Here is a 17,030-nt window from a genome sequence, read left to right as displayed (position 1 = left end):
CTCCTTATCTATGAGTAATAATGACCTTCTTGCTTTCTCCGGCCGCACCCGATTCTTTGGCGTAGCCAATCTTTCTTACTGCCGCTGCCCTCCACTCTGCCATTGTGTCAAATAGATAGCAGCTAAAGTTGAATTTATATAACATCAGAAAAGGAGTAATGTAACAATTAAGGGCCAAATAGACGCCATCTGGGGAAATGGTGGCAGCATAGGTCTGACCCGTTGGTAACGAGGATGGGTCAGACAATTTAGTGAATACGTCTTGCGATTTACTGTAAATAGTTACGAACGGAGCTGTAGAGTGACCAATAACCATAAAGTTTCCATCTGGCGAGAAAGCAACAGCATACGAATTGTCGGTCGGCAGAGTAGCTGGGTTAGCCAATTTCGTAAACACATCACCTACCTTGCTATAAATCGTAATGTACGGGGTCGTCCCGTGAGCAGCAACCAAGTAGTTTCCATCTGGAGAGAATGCAACTCCAATAACGGTACCAGTAGGCAGTGTGCTCGGGTTAGCTAATTTCGTGAATGTATCATCTGAACGTTTGTAAATTGTTACATAAGGCGAATTCGCATGACCAACCGCCAAAAAGTTTCCATCTGGCGAAAAAGCAACTCCATTCGCTGCTGACGCAGGCAAACTACTTGGATTTGCTAGTTTTGTGAAGGTGTCTCCTGAACGTTTATAAATTGTTACGTACGGAGAAGTCCCATGACTAACAACCATATAAAGACCATCTGGCGAGAATGTCACTCCGTTTACTGCTGAGGCTGGTAATGTACCTGGATCAGATAATTTCGTGAACGTATCTCCAGAACGCTTGTAAATCGTGATATAAGGAGATGCAATAGATCCAACAGCAAGATAAATTCCGTCTGGAGAGAACGCAGCACAACGCCCTCCCGTACCTGCGGGCAGCGTGCTTGGGTTAGCTAGCTTCGTGAAGCTATCTCCTGAACGCTTATAAATCGTGATGTAAGGTGTTCCGTTATGGGCTACAGCAAGGTATAATCCGTCTGGCGAGAAAGCATTTGTTTGTCCAGTATATGGATTCCCGGTCGGCATGACATCAGGATCAGCGATCTTGGTTGGCGCACCCCCGACTAGGGAGATATAAACGGGATCCTTTACGTTGATCGACTCTGCGAAGATGAACGTTTCTTCTGTCTGCCCCGTGACCGGCGTGACCGCCTTAACCTTGCCCGACCCGTTGTGATAGCCTAGCGGTATTGTCTGTTCGACATCGCCTGGAGTGATCGTGACTGCCCCGATATTAGGCATCGCACCTTCGACAACGCCCGTATCTGTCCCGATCGTCTTGCCAGTAAGAACATCACCCGCGCCTGCTGTCCCATACTCCCCCCCTTCACCCTGTAAGATAAAAGCCGATCCGCTGTAAACGAAGGTATAGATGCCACCGGCCTTACCCGTGAAGTCGTTCCCATTAGCCTTCTTTAGTGACTTGGCTCCGAGACTATTAACATTAAGAGTGGCAGCCGCAGTAACGTCGACATGAAGCTTAATGGCGATCCGGAGACTTTCGACCAGCCCTGTCGGAACAGGAGACAGCGTGACCGCCAATACAGTTGCCGTGCCGGTTGTCGTGCCGTATCCGTTACGGTTATTGGATAGCGCCTTATCCGCTCCGGACATAAGCCCCGAGCTTCCGCCCGCAACCGCGTCGGGGATGACGTCGTTACCCCCGGGGATGTGGCTTGTTGCGTGAGGCCCCGGTGTTGCGTCTCCTGTTGCAGTGAACCTGACTTTCTTCGAGGCAGGATCTGTCGTTATCGCAATGCCTGTTCCTTCCTCGAATGTCAGTTCATCTTCCGGATCGTCTGCTTGAATTCCATTGATCTTGGAGAATGCCGGCTGGTTTACCTCCGCTCCCGCCTCAATCCCGTCCAGCTTGATGAAGTCTTCTGCAGACTGAAAACCGGCTTTCGTTGGCGTAGCGACGGCGTGGGCATTGCCTCCTTTGCCGATGTGGCCTTGGAGATCCGTATCAACGCCGTCGAACCCCTCGGTGATCATCTGGTATGTGTCACTGATGTTCTCATTGCCAGGAAGGTTGCAATATGGATTAGCCAAGCTTCTCAGCTCCTTTCAATTGGGCTATCCTCTGCTCAACGGCCTCTTTAACCCCCTGAAGGATCGCCTCTTCTTGTCCGGGATTATAAGGGACGACGGACATAATGACCGCGCAGATTTCAGGGACCGGCTGCAGAGGGTCGATCTCGAGACGAATCACGGGTTCCACTCTTGCCAATGGGATGACCTCCTTCGAACGTTTGTTTGCAAGGAAAAACCTCCCAATATGTCGAAGGATAGGATGTTGTGCCTATCTACCGAGAAGGGAGGAATCCTCAATGGAGAAAATTTTGGATTGTAGACAATGCGGAAAACCGCTAAAAGAACATTCTGTCTATAACGGTCTTGTTGAAATCAAACAAACCGACAACGGCTTCGAATTGGCGGAAGACAAGATTCTACCTGTCGTCCCTCATATTTGCGATTCATGCGGGTATGTCGAGTTGTATTTACCAGCCTCAGTATTGAAACAATGATTCATCGGTTAACTTGAACCCCGTAGTACGGGGCTGTTTCTTTCTTCACTTCCAGCCGCTCCTTGTGGGCGGCTATTTCTTCGCGGACGATCTGGCGAATACTCTCTTCCACACTTGGCTCAATTTCCACATTCACCTTCACCGTAAGCTCTCCGATATTCGGCATAATGGACACTCTCCTTCGCACAACAAAAAGGCCCGCCAATGGCGGACCGTGTGCATGTTATTTGATTATTGCTGCAGGGCTTTAAGCTGGGCTTCGATAGTGGCTTTTTCGGCTTCCAATTGATCAATTGTTGCTTTTGTTTTTTCATTATTCTTGGTTGTTATTTCAACAAAATCTGCCAATTCCGGGTATGCTTTTGCGTTTTCAATTGTTTTTTGAGTTTCATCATAAGAGGCTTGAGCTGCAGCAATTCTCTCGGATATTTCTTGAATTTGTTGATTGAGCAACGCTATTTTCCCTTGTTTCGCCTCGTCATCCAACGCCGAAGCGCCTCCTTCAGTTGACGCACTTGAAGTGGTCAAATATACCGTTCCATCCTTGAATTCAACGCCTGCTTGGAATGCTCCTGCCAGAGAACGAACCGGAAGTAGCGTCGTTCCTTCTGCAACCGAACCCTTCTCGGAAAGCTTTTTTCCATCAAGAACGATAGGCACCTCAGATGTAATTTTCTTTCCAATCAAACCTGCAGAAGCGGCATACGTGCTGGCAGAAACCGTTAAAGCGACGCCCACCACTGCGCCGAGAAGAAATGTTGGAATCCTTTTCATGTGGCACCCTCCCATGTTATTCCATTTGGTGACAGTATACCACATGTTACGAGACAGGAATATTTACGGTTGCAACCTGCGTTCCAGCCGCGTTATAGAATTTAAGATTCCGAGTAGAATTATCAAACGCTACATTGACAATTGCTGTCGACGCTGAAGCCTTTGCTGCAAGTGCAGCCTCCATCGTTTGTCCTGAAGCTGATAAGCTAGACCAACCTCCCTGAATTGAGATACCCCCTCCAGCATTTAAAACGAGAGAGTTTTGGGCATTTAACCATACGTTAGTACCGTCCATCACTAAGCTTCCGATCCTTGCTCCGCCCTTGAACATTTCCAATGCTGGACCGCTCCCGAGTAGCGGATTCAAAGCGATATAGTCAGAATCGTTGTAATAAGCAGCAAGCAGTTTGCCGGTTGTGCTAAGTTCAATTCTCTGTCCGCTAGCCGCCGTCCGAATCAGTGATCCCGTAATCGTCGTGCCGTTTATCGTTCCTCCGGTAATCGTGGTTCCACTGATTGTCCCTGCGCTTATCGACGAACCCGAGATCGTCCCGCCGATGATTGTCCCTGCCTGGATTGTGCCGCTGAAGATGCCGTCCACGCCTTCCAGCGTGCCGGAGAACTTGTATTTGTCATTCGCGACGTCAAACCAGAGCGCCTTGCTGCTCCCCTTATAGAAGGTCAGCTCGTCCGCATTAAAGACAGCCTTCGCCTTCCCGTCATCTCGATCAATGACAAGCCCTTCTTCTTTGCTCGTCGTGACCCCGTAATAGGATTTCCCTTGCTTAACGGCCGTCTTGTCGATCGTCTCAACCTGCTGCGTCAGCGGGCCCTTCGTCACAAACTCAGACCGCTGCTCGGACTTGCTCGGTGCCTTGATGGACATCTTGAGCCCGCCCTTGAAGGAGAGCGTCTGATGCAAGATGATCGACTTATAATGGACCATGCCATCCCACGGGATATTGGCATTAGCCCACTGCAATGTCATCTCTGCCCACGTCGCACCTTCATTCCGGGAAAAGTCGATCGAATCCCCAGGCTCAAGCTGCGGGAAGCCGCGGGTATCCATCTCAACAGGCTGATAGGAAAATCCGTTTAGCTGCGCATACAGGTCATTGACGATCTGCTGTGTCGCGAACGTATTGTCGAGGCTAAGCGTATGCCCTTCGTCCCCCGAACCGGCACCGTAGATGATGTCATCCTCCGTACTGGCCGTTACCACGATGCGCGTGTACGTCTTGATGGGGTTGGTCAGCTTGGCGCGGATGTAATCTCGAGACGTCATATCGAAGTCAATCGGTGCCGCGGCCGCGAACCGCTTGAACTTGATCTTACCGTCCAGAGAGACAAAAACGCTTGCCGCATTGCACCCCGCGATGTTCGCCATGACCTGCCTCATGGTGAGGTTGGTCGGCGCCGTCTCGATCGAGTAGGACGGATCAATGACGACGTCCTCGCACTCGTATCCGAGTGAGTTGCAGATATCATCCCAGACAGCCCGCTGGCTCGCCGGGAAGCTCAGCAAAGACGTATACGGTTGATCAGCCCAGATCAGCTTGTCATAGCACGTATACGTCCAGTAATTGTTCACCCGCGTGCGTGTGTCGATGTAGAAGTCTCCAAGTGGCAACCATTCCGTCGAGCCGCTCTCCCACGCGACGTGCATCTCGTTCCATGGGTACTTTGCGGAAGCCCAAGTCAGGTTTCCGGTATCGATCGCCAGATAAGGCGTCATCTGTGCGTTAACCGGTATCTCGCCGCGCATGCGAAGGTTGATCGTCAACTTGGACGCGACCGCCGCGCCGACCGTGAACTCATCGTTAGGCGAAATCCCATTCTCGATTGTGAAATCCACGATTACAGTGTTGTCGTATTCAACCCCGTCGACGTCGACCTTAACGATGAACTGGTGGTCCATCCGGCGCAGGTAGTCAGCGTAAAGCGCGCTTAATTGGTACATATCCTCACTGCTCCGTTAACGTGATTTGGAGTTGATCCCACCAGACCACGCCATTCTTCTCGATCGCAACAGGCGCCGGCCGATTCCCCGCATAAAACGTCCGCGTTGCATAACCGCCGTCCATGGGGTCCGGATAGTAAACCTCGAAGAAGACACCCCGCATTGATTTGAGCAATGCCGATATCTTCTCCATGGGGAGAGCAGTAAACGTCATCTCAATCTGCCTTTTGACGGCCACACGGTCTCGATTCATCGTTCCATCGACTGTCCGAGTTGTGGAATCTGCGTCGTCCAGGTCCAGCACCGTAACACTCATCTGAGCGGGGTAAGCGGCGATCTCCACGCCGTTTATCTTCATCAACATATAGATCGCCTCCTAAAATGCAAATGGACTCACACCCGTCCTCTTGACTTGCGTATTATTCCAGTTAGCAGCCGCATATCCGACGGCGCTCTCGGAAATAATTGCTTGGACTGGCTTGCTCTCCTTGACCGCCTGGAGGATCATTCGAAGGACTGATACCATCTCGCTGTTGTCGCTTCCTCCTTCGATCATTCCTTGCAGTTTAGAAAGCGGGGAGATGACTTCCGGGTCACTCGCAGCGCCGCGGTTATCACCGACCATCGCAAGCGTTGGACCATAAGCAAGACCGCCCTTGGCTAGCTTCGGAATCTTGGGAATCGAGAATCCAAAAGAACTGTAGCCAGTAAGATCCTTCACCCAACCAGGGATGTCGATCTTAATACTATTGAGACCATCAATTAAAGAATTGATTCCGTCGATGATCTGGTTAAGCGGAAACTTCACGATTCCCCATAGAGAATCGAAAACACCTTTGAAGATCGTCTTAACGCCTTCCCAAGCCTTCTTCCAGTCTCCAGTGAAGATTCCTGTAATAAAGGTCATGAGACCAATGAACGTCGTCTTAACCCCGTTGATAATATCACCGATGGTTGTGAACGCAGTCCGGAAGGTAGAAACGAGGGTTCCCGATATGAAGTTTGCCAACGGCTTCATAGCATTCTGCCATAAGTAATTAATGACGTCGATTAACCCTTGGAGGATCGGCATGATCGTTATTTTGATAAACGATCCAAAAGGAGAAAAGACATTCTTCCAAAGGAATGTCAGAACCGCCGACACCGCTTCGACCGCAGGCCCGAACATTTCCTTAAGGGCTTTCCCTAGCGGAACGATTACAAGCTCCCAGAAGTCCTTAGCAACTGCAGCGACTGTTTTGAATGATATGGCTAATGCCTCACCTATTACCTTTCCAATTGGCACAAGGACGGTTGTCCATAATGTCTGCAGGAAGTCCCCGAATGGAACGAGAACGTTTTGCCATAGCCACTGCGCTGCCTTCGCAACAGCATCCCAGGCGATCGGCATAACATCAGAAAGCCAAGCTCCGAACGGTTCCATGACGTTCTTCCACAACCACATTGCGGCCTCGCCAATTTTTTCGAAGATCCCGTTTACCAGATCCCGGAACTTCTCGTTTGTGCTGTAGAAGTACAGAAGAGAAGTTCCGACTCCTCCGAGTATCGCAAGGATCTCCCATAGGTGATCTTTCAGCTTCGCCCAAACGTTATCGACGACTGCCTTGAACTTCTCGTTAGTCTGATACAGGTAAACAAAGGCCGCAACCAGAGCAGCAACCGCGACAGCGATCAGTCCAATTGGACCCGTTAAAGCCGCCCATGCTACTCTTATCGCGGCGCCAAGTTTCTGGAATGCCGTTGTCAATGCCGTTACACCCGCGGCCCACTTCGAGGCAACAATATAAGTCGCGAAGCCTGCCGCTAGTCCCGCCAGCGCCGACAGAATGATAGCCTTGTTCTTAACGATAAAGTCCTTCATTCTGCCGAATGCCTTACTGACCTTGTCGGCCATCTCTTGAGCCTTCTTGGAGACTTCCTCCATGCCCTTGCCGACTCCACCTACCAGAGAGTCGTCCGTGATGCCCACTCCAGCGGCAGTATCAGCAGCACCAGCCGCTCCACCGCTCTTATCTCCGATGAGGTTGACCTGATCGAAGCTAGCGACGGATTGCTTTGCCTTCTTGCCAGCCGTCTTATATGCGTCGCCTAAATCAGTCACAGCCGCAACTTGCGCCGACGTTTGTTTTGTTTGATCGTTGGCCTTCCCGCCTCCGAATAATGCTTGCATAAACTGGGATACAAACCGCATTGCAGTAACGAGCGCTGATGCCATTCGAGTTAGTGCAGGTAGGATGCTGTTGTAAATCGGTAAGAATGCTTGTCCTAGTGCTTCCTTCACATTCTGGAGTTGTGCGATCAACTGGTTATGCTTGACCATCGTATTGTTTTGTAACGTGTCGCCATAGCGACGGGAAGTTTCCATCAGGACGTGCATGAGCAGGATTTGCTTTTTCTGTGCAGTCCCTAATTGGTCCCAAGGTTTTCCATTAGATAACTCCTTGAATGCTTTTGAAGCCGTGATGGCAGCTACACGAACGTCCACACCCAATTCATCCGCTCCATCTGCTTCTTGGTTAAGTGCAGAACGGATACGATCGACCACTTCCGTCATTCGCATGCCAGTACTCGCTGAAATCATCGAAGCTGCCTTCAACGTATCCTGCGTTAGTTTAAGCGTCTCCTTCGAACCGCTAGAGAAATCAGATATTACCCGTGCGTAGGTCGCCCCGTATTGAATCGCCGCGCTTCTTGATAAACCAAATGCTGATGCGGTATTGCTTGCCCAACGATTAAACTCCTTAGCGCTTTCGCCCATCGTTCGCTCGAGCTGGCCAAATGCCGCTTCKACCTGCATGGCATTCTTGATTACACTACTAAGTCCYGCTCCAATGCTCAGAGTTGCAAGAGCTGCACCGACACCCTTCAAACTTCTTGAGATGTTGGATTTGAAGTCGGTCAGGTTCTTATTTGCCTTTGCCATCTCCCGGCGCATCCCGCTGAAGTCAGCTCCGGCACGAACCATTAGGTTCTTTACGACTGCCACATATTCACCCGCTCGTTCCGCCGAATGCGGCGTTCAGTTTCTTCACGTTCTCAAGCATCTGTTCCGGTGTCTGAATTCGTCGCTTAGGCTTGTCATCTTCAATGAGCTTTTTGAGCTGCGGTATCTTCTTGGCACGACTCAAAGAGGCCGTCAGATACGCTAGGGTAATTCCCTCGCGGTTCTCGGCCTTTGCTCGCTCATTGTAAGCGTGGATATAGAGATTCAGTTCATGAGGCGTAATCTCGTTGTATTCCGTAATCGTGACGCCTACTCGGATAGCCGCTTTTAAACTTTCTTGCCAGTCCCACTTACCGCAGCTGGCTTCACCGCCAGCTCCTGCGAGTTTCCCTCCGGGACCTGCTCTCCGAAGGAACCGAACGATACGTTAAAGGCTTCTGTCATCTTCTCTACGATGTGAGAGAATGACGGAGCCTGGTCAAGAAGATCCTCCATATCTTCGAGCCTCAGCAACTCGCCGTTCGATTTCGCATCGGACAACAGGCCACAGTAAAGGAACTTCTCGATTTCACCGAGATCGAGTTTGCTCGTGTCGAGGTCATCGATGTTCATGCCCGTCAGCGCAACCAGTTGCTTCAAGGCTTTATGACCGAATCTAAGCTGCCGCGGACGATCAAGATCGATCATGACCACATCGTTATTTCCGTTACTCATGTAAATCCCTCCAAATTGGAATAGACCGGAGGTTATCCCCCGGCCTTGTGATTTGTTCTTGCTTATCTTACGGCGTCGTCGGAAGCTTCAGTGTCGGCTTGCCCGATACCTTAAGCGTTCCTTCGAAGCTTACGGCGTCTTCCAGTTCGGCACTCGTCGAAAATCCCGTTACAACCGCGTTGAACTCCCAGGAGGCGCCGAGCGCTGCCGGAAATACGATTTTGCAAGATTGCGTTTCCCCGCTTTCGAATGCAGCATAGACGGCTGCTTGTCCATCGTCTTCTGGGTTGAAGAATCCAGAAATGCTTACTTCGCCAGCATCCTTGAATCCACCGATGAACTGACGGTAACCGCCATCGCTGTCCAGGCTCGTCACGTCGATCGTGTCGGCCGATAGCTCGAGTCCACCAATCGAGGACAGCTCCGCAACAGGCGTCGTTCCAAAGAGTAGTTGTGTTCCAACCGCGCGTACTGCCAAGGTACATACCCCCTTCAAATATGAACATTAAATGAGATCACACATCGATGAAGCTTCGGAGCGGATTCAAACATCTCAACCGGCTGCTCGTAGGTGATTTCATAAACAAAAGGACCATCGTCTCCGATCGTCCTTTGTTCGAATCCCACAATCAGAGCAATCGCGACGTTCTCCAAGTCTTTCAGCTCACCGTATGACTTTGCAAAGAGGTTGATTTCTCCCTCGATTGACTTGCTTACCAGATGGCCGGCAAGAGCCTTGTCTTGGCGGCCAAAACTCGATTGATATTGCGCATATGGCGCTCCCTTCCCCGGTGTGGAGATTGGGTAAACCTTTCCGGAAAGCCCCGGTATCGTTTCGAGCTCGTAGGTTAATGCTTCTTCGAAGTTCATCGCGTTCACCCCCTCAGCGCCTTGTCTACCGCTTTGCCAGCGACGGAAACGATCTTCGATTCAATCGCTCTAACATTATCGGTAAGCGATCGGCGAAGGAAGTGATAACCAGGAACGTATCCACCGTCAACCGTAACGAAGCCATATTCTTGGGATGCCGGATAGTAGTAGCGATGCCCGCTCTCGGTTATCTTGACGAAAATGTCGTTCTTGGCTGGGTCCATCATGACGTCGTACATCTTCTTTCCAGCCTTAACCCGCCTCTCTGGCTTCAGGATGATTCCGTCACGAAGCGCCCCGGTATCTACCGGAGCATTTGCCTTAGCCGCCTTCAGGGCAATCTGAGCGCCTGCACGTGCGGCCGGCGTAACTACCGACATAGGAACTTTCCCGAGCTTATTAAGAGATCGCTCCAGTTCCTTCATCCCCTCAATCTTGAATCCCTTCGCCATCGGCTAGCCCTCCATCGGATAACGGCTGCAGACAAGCTCCAGAATCTCGCCGTTTCGGCTGAAGGTCCGAATGATGTGATAATCCGTTTCCCCGTATCGAGCTTTCTTCTCGTCCTGGTATTCCTGCTCCCGGACTTCAAAGACGATTTCCGGTTTCAGTCCCGCGGCGAGTGCCTGGTAAAACTCCGATTGACGGACGGACTTCTTATTCGCGAAAACTTCTCTCGGATCGCCGTCTGTCTCCGTCTCATCGCCGTAACTATCCCGGCCTTCAAGAGTGGGAATCAAAGAGATGACATCTCGCCACATCATGCGTCATCACCTACCGTGAACTCCTGGGATAGCGTTAGATGGGCCTTCAGCATGCTGTAAGCATCCCGCAACCGATCCGCGTCAGGATTGTCATAACCGAAGTTAGCCTTCGCATAGGTAATGATCGCTCTCTTAACCAGTGGGTCCGGTTCATCGAGATCCGCCTTCGCAGCGAGGACGCCTGATAGTTTCAGGTCGTCCCTAGCTGCAGCGATCAAGTCGGAGACTTCTTCATCGAATGCCGTATTACTCGGGCTTATTCGGAGTGCCTTCTTTACCGATTCCATCATCGCCATCGTCAGCAGCTCCTTCCAAGAGACCGAGATCGGTTAGTTCTTTGATGCGTTTGGCGTCCTTGGACTCATACTCGTCGCCGGCGCGATAGCGCTTTTTGCTCGCCGTTTCTTCAAAGCCGAGAATGACCTTCTTCTTCATTCGTCAGGCCTCCTTAGACCGTTGCGGCCTTTTTGATGATGATGACGCCGTTAGGGTCGAGGATCTTGCCGTCAGCGATCAGAATCGCCTTGTCGACCCATTGATTTGTTTCGTGGTCCATCCAGCGGAAGAGCTGCATGCTCAGGTTGCTGTTGATCGCATAGTCGGACAGTTTGCAGAAGACGGCGATGACATCGCCAGTTGCAGCAGCGTCGAACGGAGCGATTACATCGTCTTCGACCAGGATAACCTCGCGGCCGCTGAATCGTTCTTGCGGTCCATCCGTGATGCCATGATCGACGCGGCCAATCGGTTGACCCGTCGTGTCCGTCATGCCATCGATGTACGTTTCGAAGGTACCGGCCGCCATGATAAACGAACCGCCAGCGCGGTAGGCAAGAGGAATCTTCGCGAAGACTTCCTTCTTCCATGCCGCCCACGTCTTGGCTTCCGCCTCCGTCAGATCGACCTTGTTTGCAGCAGGGATGCGGGTGTCTACCGTGACCCCGACCGGTTGGCCAGTGCCGCTGCCCTTAATGATTGCGATGTCGAGCGCCTTGATCATTGCCTCAGCAATCAGATCCGAGATAAGCGTCTCGAAAATGTCCAGCGTGACCGTCTCAGCCAGCAGGGACGTTGCTACGCGGCATTCGAGGCCGTAGTAGCTGAAGATGACGCTAGTATTGGCTTGCACCTTCTGACGGTCAGAAACAGCCGTTTCACCGATCCATGTAGCGACCGGCTTGAGCGACAGAATCGGCACCGATACGCCGCCTTTGATGTTAAGCTTGCGGACGCGGGAGAAGATTTGACCATAAGATGTCATCTTGCGAATGACTTCGTTCAGGATGGTCGATGGCACCACGGCCGCTGCATCCGTCGTCGTGGTTACCGCATTGGCGCGGGATTCAAGAAGGTCGGAACGCTTGCCGGACTTCGCGAACTCCATGAACGCGCGGCGGTATTCCAGCGAGGTTGTCACGTCTTCATCAGCGCGTTGCTCCGCAGGGTTTGCATTCGGGTTTTCGAAAGGTGCGCTGCCGGCTGGAATGCCGTTTCGAAGTGCCTCGCGCTTCTCGATCAGGGACTTCTCTGCATTCAGTTCCCGGATCTCAGTCTCAAACGATGTGATCTGCTCATCGTTCGCTGTGTCCAGCGCAGAGCGGATCTCGGCAAGTCTTGCAATGATTTGTTGGATACGATTCATGGATAATAGCTCCTCTCGATTAACACATGGTTTTAAGTGCAAGTCTTTTGCGGCGAAGCTTGTCTTCTCTGAAGGACTTGTAAGGGTCCTCCACACTGCGAACGGCAACTTCGGTATCAGGGTAGGCAGGGAAGCCGGTCGGGCTGATCTCATATAGGTCAGCCTCTTTGATGGTTCGAACGATGTTATCCGGGTCTGTGTCGTCCCACTCTTCGATCCGCTGCTGGAACCCAAAACTTACGCCATCAACATCGCCGCGTTTGATCGATTCAAAGGCGTTGTCTCCAAGCGGGCTGTTCGGCAAGTCAATCTCAAACCTTAGCCCGATGTCGTCCTCTGTCAGCCTTAAAGTTCCGTTCTTCGTCCGACCTAGCACCTGGTTGGTGTCATGACTCCATAGAGCACGCTGATCAAACGACTCGAGCGACTTCGTAAAGGCACCTCGGACGAATTTCTCTTGGAATCTTCGCCAGTAGCCGAGTTTCTGGGATAACTGCTCCCACTTGACCGCGTAACCCGTGACGGTCCTCTTGCCGTCTTCTTCTCGCAACTCGACTCTAAATTCCGGTAGCTCACGTATCTCCACCGTCGTCATTTTCTTCCTCACCTCCCTTCCCCGGATCGTCTTCACCAAGTTGATACTTGTTTGCTTTATCCGCCTGAACATAGTTAAGGGAGACGATGTACTTATCGCCTCCCTTGATGGGTCCCATATTGAAGATTTCTCGGCCTTCGTTCTTGTTCATCAGTCCGCGGTCGACCAACGTCTCAATGATCTTGATTTTGGTATCGTTGCTGGCGTATTGCAGGCGATTTGCTTCGAACAGGATCTCGTTTCCATGACCCTGCGCTCGATCGCTGAACACCTTGCTCGTAAATTCAAGCCCCATCTGGACCGCGAACGGTTCGATCATGGACTCGTAAAATGCGGCCCACTCTTGCTCTGAGAAGTTTGATTGTACGATCTTCTCATTGCTTCCGAAGTAGCTCTGTACCTTGGAAGACAAGGCCTTCATAGTTTTTTCGTCAATCATCTTAGGGTCGTTCTTAAGCTCCTGATACTCTGCCTTCGCGTCTGTTGCCGCTATGCCGCCATTGTTGGCTGCTGTTAGGTAATCGTCCCTAAAGGCTTCCGTTTGCTTCTTCATGTCTTCAGGCTTTAGCATGCTTGTGAACTTAAGAATCCCGCGAATGAAAGCCGATTGTTTGACTGCATTTCCGATACCTTGGTCTGTTGTCGAGATGAGTTTGAGCATCGGACTTAGCGCCTCAAAGTTCGACTCGCCAAATAGATCATTATTGAAGTAGAAGCGCCTCAGGTGGATGACGTCCTCATACGGCGCTGTGTACCATTTGCCGTCGTAGAACCGGAACTTAACTGCAATTCCGCCTTTGTAATCGTGCAATTCTACTCCCGCAGAGGTTAACGGGTAGAACGCTTCAACCGCGTTTGTCGCCGGATTGCGCTTGATCCAAACGAATGCGTTATTTGTCATCAGAAACTGAGTTCCAAGCCGGTAATAGAAGATAAAGGCGTTCATCAGCGGATTTGGCCTTGTCTGCAGCAACCATTCGATGTTGGAATCGCCCACAGGTTCGACTTTGTTTCGCTTTCGTCTGATATGCTTCGGCTTCAATTTGCCAACATTCCGAGCAAAAGCATCGACTGTAGATCGGACAACATCGCTATTGTAACCATCCCCGGAGAAATCATAGAATACAGGCGAACTGTTGAGCATCTGCATGACTTGCGTTGTCTGCGGCGCCGGCTGTTCGCGGCCAAAGATGATTTTGAATAGCGATCTCTTCTCTGCCATATGTCCCTTCCTCACCTCCTTCAAATTAGCGCCTGATAGTCTTCCATGTGGTTAAAGAGAATGGTATAAGCGATAAGCAAAGAGACCGCGCCATCGATGCGCCGTCTCTGATTCTTTCCCTTTATTGGCCGTATGTTGTCGTTCTTGTCTCGCTCTTCAACCGTGTTTGTAAGACACCATTTCAGGATAGGGTTGTTGTTGTAATTGATCTCCTTAGCAGCGAGATCCGCCCCCATCTCCTTCATTGGCTGGCTGAGCGTTTGCGGTCCCTGGCGAACGACTTCCATCTGGAACCCGCGGCTGATCATCTCATCAACCCAATATTTCGAGTTCCATGGATCATAACCGACCCATACAGGCCGCATATCATATTCTTCGACCATTTGGATAAACCAGTTTGTCACGTCGCTGTAATTGACCTTGTTGCCTTCGCAGAGCGTCAACAAGCCACGATCCGACCATAGGTCGTAAGGGATTTTGTCCTCTCTGACTCGTGACTCGAGCAATTCGGCCGGCAGGAAGTATTGCTGGAGGACGTATTTCTTCGAGCTCCCTGGCTTCATGAGCAGAAGTGTTGCGCAGCTCAGGTCCGTCGTGGCCGACAAGTCCGCGCCCCCCACCGCATAGCAATCTCGGATTTCCTCCATATCGTAAGTCTCTTGGTTGTCGATATCTTCGAACGACAGCCAAGCGTCAGCCGATGTCTCCCGAATATTGAAGTCCTTCGTGAGTAAGTTTTTCACGAGCATAGGGTTAGCTTTCGCCTTGTTGACCTTCGTCTCGACCTGGTCGACTCGCTTGATTGTCCCTAATCCCGGGTTTGCCTTAGGCCAATGCACCTTATCCGTCCACTCAAGCCTGTTGTCGAGCTCGTAGATGACCGGAAGGAATCTCGGGTCCTTGTAACCGTTAGGATCATCGATGCCGTTAAGCAACATCTCCGCTTCGTCATACTTCATATCGTAGACAGATTCTCGCACTGTGCCGGCCGTCGTGATCATTACGATCAGCGGCTGCTCCCGCGAGCTTGTGCCGTCCACGATGACATCATAGAGGTTTTTGTCCTTCCAGGCGTGGATCTCGTCCATCATGGCGCCGTGAACGTTCAGACCATCAAGCGTGTCGGAGTCAGACCCTAACGGCTTAAAACTGCTATCATTCCACTCACTGACAAGCTCAGAGACAAGCGGCTTAATGCGTCGAAGTAGGACCGGAGACTTCTTGACCATGCGCTTTGCTTCGAGCCATACGAGCTTCGCTTGGTCCTTCTTTGTCGCTACCGCATAGACCTCGGAGCCGGGTTCTCCGTCTGCAATCTGAAGGTAAAGGCCAATCCCGGATGCGATCGTCGATTTCCCGTTTTTACGGGCGACAACAAGCATGACCTCGCGGTATTTCCTCGTTCCTTCGATTGCATGCACGAATCCGAACGTGGCAGCAAGGAAAGCCTTCTGCCATAACTCCAGATCAATCGGCCGGCCGCCCCACTTGCCCTTCGAGTGCTTACAGAAGTTCTCGATGAACTCGATCGCATGATTGGCTCGCTTTGCGTCATAGATGTATTCGGAATCTTTATCATAGACGTCCGCGGCTAACTTTTTGTAAATCCGGCGTACCTTGTCACCAACAACGACGGCGCCACTCTCAATCTGATCCCAGTATTCAAGGATCGGATTGTAGGCGAGTGGATACACCTTTTTAAGAGCACTCATCGGCTATACACGAATTCATCGAATCCATCTTCCTCTGGACCTGCCTTTTTCTCAATCGGGAGCAAGTCGGTGAGTTGCTTCATAATAGCCATGTGATTCTTGATCATGGCATTGTATATCTCCACTTCAGGAGACTTCTTCGTCCCCCACTGGTTCTCGCCATTCTGATAAGTGCTGACGGCGCCCTCCTTATTGATCGTTTCCTGCAAGTCCTGCAGCGTAACAACCATAAAGGCTGCGTTATCAATCAGGGACTCCGCGATCTTCTTCGATCTTGTCTCAAGTTTGGCGAACTGCCGCTTAATCTTCGCTTTCTCGGCGTTTATTCGCTTTGCCTTTTCGTCGTCCACCGGGACTCCCTCCTTTCGTAATGACCACACCCCCTCACGCGTGTGACCTGTGTGTTATTTGAATGTGGACACATCGGTCTCTGAGCGAGGTTGCCACTCTCTTCATAGGGGGGGCTAGACGTGTCGGCTCAGTCTCGAGACCAACCACTCACCAAGCTCCTTCAGCCTCAACGCCTTACCTATTTCATTCAGGAATCTATTCCATGCTTGGTTGAACTCTTCGAACTCTCTCATGTCTCTCACCTCGCTACCAGATTCCCTTGCTCATCAAACATCAGCCCGTCTCCTACTGTCCCACTGCCATGGTGTTCTCTGTTGTGGCATTCCTGGCATAGTAACTCGAGCTTGTTATGGTTCAGTGATATGTTTGGGTCATTGATGTTCTGAGGTGTTAGCCATACCTTGTGATGCACGATCTTTCCTGCTCCACCACATCTCTCACATAATCCATGCCGTAAATGAAAATAAGCGTCACGACATTGTCGCCACGCTTTCGATCGATAGAATGATTTAGCCCAAACTTTCAATTGCCAGTCACTTCCATGTCGTGCTATTATCTTCTTGCACCGTTCGGAAAGCATCCGGCGGTGTCTTTGTTTTTTTCGGGTGATGCGGGAATGGATTTGCACCATTCATGGTGTGCACCGAAGGCTTATTCTCTCGTCTGCACCTCACCCTACGAGATATAGCGTCTACCTATTCCGCCACCGCATCATGATAATATGGAGCCACGCCGCACCGCCCATTCGCGGTAGGAGGAAGGGTACGGCTCTGTTCCCGTAACCTTGCGACGTGGCCGGAAAATAGAAAGGGAACCGTTCTCGCTCAGTCTCCAATCTAATTGGACACCTTACGGTACTTAGTCCCCATACTCAGCAATTGCCCCTCTCTACTTGACCGTCAACGTGGCAC

21 protein-coding genes are annotated in these 17,030 nt (G+C 51.2%); 1 reads left to right on the top strand and 20 read right to left on the bottom strand.

From position 1 onward, the window contains the following. Nucleotides 1-4: 4 nt before the first annotated feature. Nucleotides 5-2,095 carry a WD40 repeat domain-containing protein gene (locus ELR57_RS07185; protein WP_126958358.1) on the bottom strand — a complete coding sequence of 697 codons (2,091 nt, stop codon included), beginning with the start codon at nucleotides 2,093-2,095 and terminating at the stop codon, nucleotides 5-7. Further along, entirely contained in the window at nucleotides 2,088-2,273 is a 186-nt protein-coding gene (locus ELR57_RS07180; protein ID WP_126958357.1) for a hypothetical protein, read from the bottom strand. Before ELR57_RS07180 ends, ELR57_RS07185 begins: the two co-directional genes overlap by 8 nt. 100 nt (nucleotides 2,274-2,373) lie before the next feature. On the opposite strand from ELR57_RS07180, the gene ELR57_RS07175 reads away from it, so the two are divergent. Continuing rightward, entirely contained in the window at nucleotides 2,374-2,571 is a 198-nt protein-coding gene (locus tag ELR57_RS07175) for a hypothetical protein (RefSeq protein WP_126958356.1), read from the top strand. 1 nt (nucleotide 2,572) lies between these two features. Here ELR57_RS07175 and ELR57_RS27800 read toward each other — a convergent pair whose 3' ends face one another. From ELR57_RS27800 to ELR57_RS28230, 18 genes are all read right to left on the bottom strand, one after another. Next, nucleotides 2,573-2,737 carry a hypothetical protein gene (locus ELR57_RS27800; RefSeq protein WP_158629953.1) on the bottom strand — a complete coding sequence of 55 codons (165 nt, stop codon included), beginning with the start codon at nucleotides 2,735-2,737 and terminating at the stop codon, nucleotides 2,573-2,575. Nucleotides 2,738-2,802: 65 nt separating this feature from the next. Next, nucleotides 2,803-3,345 carry a hypothetical protein gene (locus ELR57_RS07170; RefSeq protein WP_126958355.1) on the bottom strand — a complete coding sequence of 181 codons (543 nt, stop codon included), beginning with the start codon at nucleotides 3,343-3,345 and terminating at the stop codon, nucleotides 2,803-2,805. 46 nt (nucleotides 3,346-3,391) lie between these two features. Beyond that, a complete protein-coding gene (locus ELR57_RS07165) occupies nucleotides 3,392-5,305 on the bottom strand; it encodes a hypothetical protein (protein ID WP_126958354.1) in 1,914 nt (637 codons plus the stop codon). Nucleotides 5,306-5,309: 4 nt separating this feature from the next. After that, nucleotides 5,310-5,669 (bottom strand): DUF6711 family protein, encoded by a 360-nt coding sequence (locus ELR57_RS07160; protein ID WP_126958353.1) that lies wholly within the window; start codon nucleotides 5,667-5,669, stop codon nucleotides 5,310-5,312. Nucleotides 5,670-5,681: 12 nt separating this feature from the next. Next, nucleotides 5,682-8,291 carry a phage tail protein gene (locus ELR57_RS07155; RefSeq protein ID WP_126958352.1) on the bottom strand — a complete coding sequence of 870 codons (2,610 nt, stop codon included), beginning with the start codon at nucleotides 8,289-8,291 and terminating at the stop codon, nucleotides 5,682-5,684. Between the two features lie 285 nt (nucleotides 8,292-8,576). Continuing rightward, on the bottom strand, nucleotides 8,577-8,963 hold the full coding sequence (locus tag ELR57_RS07150; protein ID WP_192896539.1) for a hypothetical protein: 387 nt from the start codon (nucleotides 8,961-8,963) through the stop codon (nucleotides 8,577-8,579). 67 nt (nucleotides 8,964-9,030) lie between these two features. After that, nucleotides 9,031-9,441: a phage tail tube protein gene (locus tag ELR57_RS07145; RefSeq protein ID WP_126958351.1), complete on the bottom strand. Its 411-nt coding sequence runs from the start codon at nucleotides 9,439-9,441 to the stop codon at nucleotides 9,031-9,033. 14 nt (nucleotides 9,442-9,455) lie between these two features. Beyond that, a complete protein-coding gene (locus ELR57_RS07140; protein WP_126958350.1) occupies nucleotides 9,456-9,833 on the bottom strand; it encodes a DUF3168 domain-containing protein in 378 nt (125 codons plus the stop codon). 5 nt (nucleotides 9,834-9,838) lie between these two features. Continuing rightward, a complete protein-coding gene (locus tag ELR57_RS07135) occupies nucleotides 9,839-10,285 on the bottom strand; it encodes an HK97-gp10 family putative phage morphogenesis protein (protein WP_126958349.1) in 447 nt (148 codons plus the stop codon). 3 nt (nucleotides 10,286-10,288) lie between these two features. Next, nucleotides 10,289-10,597, bottom strand: a complete 309-nt coding sequence (locus ELR57_RS07130) for a phage head closure protein (protein WP_126958348.1) — start codon at nucleotides 10,595-10,597, stop codon at nucleotides 10,289-10,291. Then, nucleotides 10,594-10,893, bottom strand: a complete 300-nt coding sequence (locus ELR57_RS07125; RefSeq protein WP_126958347.1) for a head-tail connector protein — start codon at nucleotides 10,891-10,893, stop codon at nucleotides 10,594-10,596. Before ELR57_RS07125 ends, ELR57_RS07130 begins: the two co-directional genes overlap by 4 nt. Next, on the bottom strand, nucleotides 10,844-11,032 hold the full coding sequence (locus tag ELR57_RS07120; protein WP_126958346.1) for a hypothetical protein: 189 nt from the start codon (nucleotides 11,030-11,032) through the stop codon (nucleotides 10,844-10,846). The genes ELR57_RS07125 and ELR57_RS07120 overlap by 50 nt, the downstream gene beginning before the upstream one ends. A gap of 13 nt (nucleotides 11,033-11,045) precedes the next feature. Further along, nucleotides 11,046-12,239, bottom strand: coding sequence for a phage major capsid protein (locus ELR57_RS07115; RefSeq protein ID WP_126958345.1), 1,194 nt, complete (start codon nucleotides 12,237-12,239; stop codon nucleotides 11,046-11,048). A gap of 19 nt (nucleotides 12,240-12,258) precedes the next feature. Beyond that, a complete protein-coding gene (locus ELR57_RS07110) occupies nucleotides 12,259-12,834 on the bottom strand; it encodes an HK97 family phage prohead protease (RefSeq protein ID WP_126958344.1) in 576 nt (191 codons plus the stop codon). Next, nucleotides 12,812-14,056, bottom strand: a complete 1,245-nt coding sequence (locus tag ELR57_RS07105) for a phage portal protein (protein WP_126958343.1) — start codon at nucleotides 14,054-14,056, stop codon at nucleotides 12,812-12,814. Before ELR57_RS07105 ends, ELR57_RS07110 begins: the two co-directional genes overlap by 23 nt. A gap of 20 nt (nucleotides 14,057-14,076) precedes the next feature. Then, entirely contained in the window at nucleotides 14,077-15,768 is a 1,692-nt protein-coding gene (locus tag ELR57_RS07100) for a terminase large subunit (RefSeq protein ID WP_126958342.1), read from the bottom strand. Then, complete coding sequence (locus ELR57_RS07095) at nucleotides 15,765-16,118, bottom strand: hypothetical protein (RefSeq protein ID WP_202866404.1); 354 nt, start codon at nucleotides 16,116-16,118, stop codon at nucleotides 15,765-15,767. Before ELR57_RS07095 ends, ELR57_RS07100 begins: the two co-directional genes overlap by 4 nt. A gap of 239 nt (nucleotides 16,119-16,357) precedes the next feature. Further along, entirely contained in the window at nucleotides 16,358-16,699 is a 342-nt protein-coding gene (locus ELR57_RS28230) for an HNH endonuclease (protein ID WP_126958638.1), read from the bottom strand. Between the last annotated feature and the right edge of the window lie 331 nt (nucleotides 16,700-17,030).

It is taken from the genome of Cohnella sp. AR92 (assembly GCF_003990975.1).
Classification (GTDB): domain Bacteria; phylum Bacillota; class Bacilli; order Paenibacillales; family Paenibacillaceae; genus Cohnella.
Note: the sequence above shows the minus strand (reverse complement) of the source record. Positions and strands in the feature narration are given on the sequence as shown.

Coding starts and splice junctions, on each gene's coding strand:
- ELR57_RS07175 (WP_126958356.1), top strand. CDS start 2,374: ATGGAGAAAATTTTGGATTGTAGACAATGCGGAAAACCGCTAAAAGAA.
- ELR57_RS27800 (WP_158629953.1), bottom strand. CDS start 2,737: ATGCCGAATATCGGAGAGCTTACGGTGAAGGTGAATGTGGAAATTGAG.
- ELR57_RS07170 (WP_126958355.1), bottom strand. CDS start 3,345: ATGAAAAGGATTCCAACATTTCTTCTCGGCGCAGTGGTGGGCGTCGCT.
- ELR57_RS07165 (WP_126958354.1), bottom strand. CDS start 5,305: ATGTACCAATTAAGCGCGCTTTACGCTGACTACCTGCGCCGGATGGAC.
- ELR57_RS07160 (WP_126958353.1), bottom strand. CDS start 5,669: ATGTTGATGAAGATAAACGGCGTGGAGATCGCCGCTTACCCCGCTCAG.
- ELR57_RS07150 (WP_192896539.1), bottom strand. CDS start 8,963: ATGAGTAACGGAAATAACGATGTGGTCATGATCGATCTTGATCGTCCG.
- ELR57_RS07140 (WP_126958350.1), bottom strand. CDS start 9,833: ATGAACTTCGAAGAAGCATTAACCTACGAGCTCGAAACGATACCGGGG.
- ELR57_RS07135 (WP_126958349.1), bottom strand. CDS start 10,285: ATGGCGAAGGGATTCAAGATTGAGGGGATGAAGGAACTGGAGCGATCT.
- ELR57_RS07130 (WP_126958348.1), bottom strand. CDS start 10,597: ATGATGTGGCGAGATGTCATCTCTTTGATTCCCACTCTTGAAGGCCGG.
- ELR57_RS07125 (WP_126958347.1), bottom strand. CDS start 10,893: ATGGCGATGATGGAATCGGTAAAGAAGGCACTCCGAATAAGCCCGAGT.
- ELR57_RS07120 (WP_126958346.1), bottom strand. CDS start 11,032: ATGAAGAAGAAGGTCATTCTCGGCTTTGAAGAAACGGCGAGCAAAAAG.
- ELR57_RS07115 (WP_126958345.1), bottom strand. CDS start 12,239: ATGAATCGTATCCAACAAATCATTGCAAGACTTGCCGAGATCCGCTCT.
- ELR57_RS07110 (WP_126958344.1), bottom strand. CDS start 12,834: ATGACGACGGTGGAGATACGTGAGCTACCGGAATTTAGAGTCGAGTTG.
- ELR57_RS07105 (WP_126958343.1), bottom strand. CDS start 14,056: ATGGCAGAGAAGAGATCGCTATTCAAAATCATCTTTGGCCGCGAACAG.
- ELR57_RS07100 (WP_126958342.1), bottom strand. CDS start 15,768: ATGAGTGCTCTTAAAAAGGTGTATCCACTCGCCTACAATCCGATCCTT.
- ELR57_RS28230 (WP_126958638.1), bottom strand. CDS start 16,699: ATGCTTTCCGAACGGTGCAAGAAGATAATAGCACGACATGGAAGTGAC.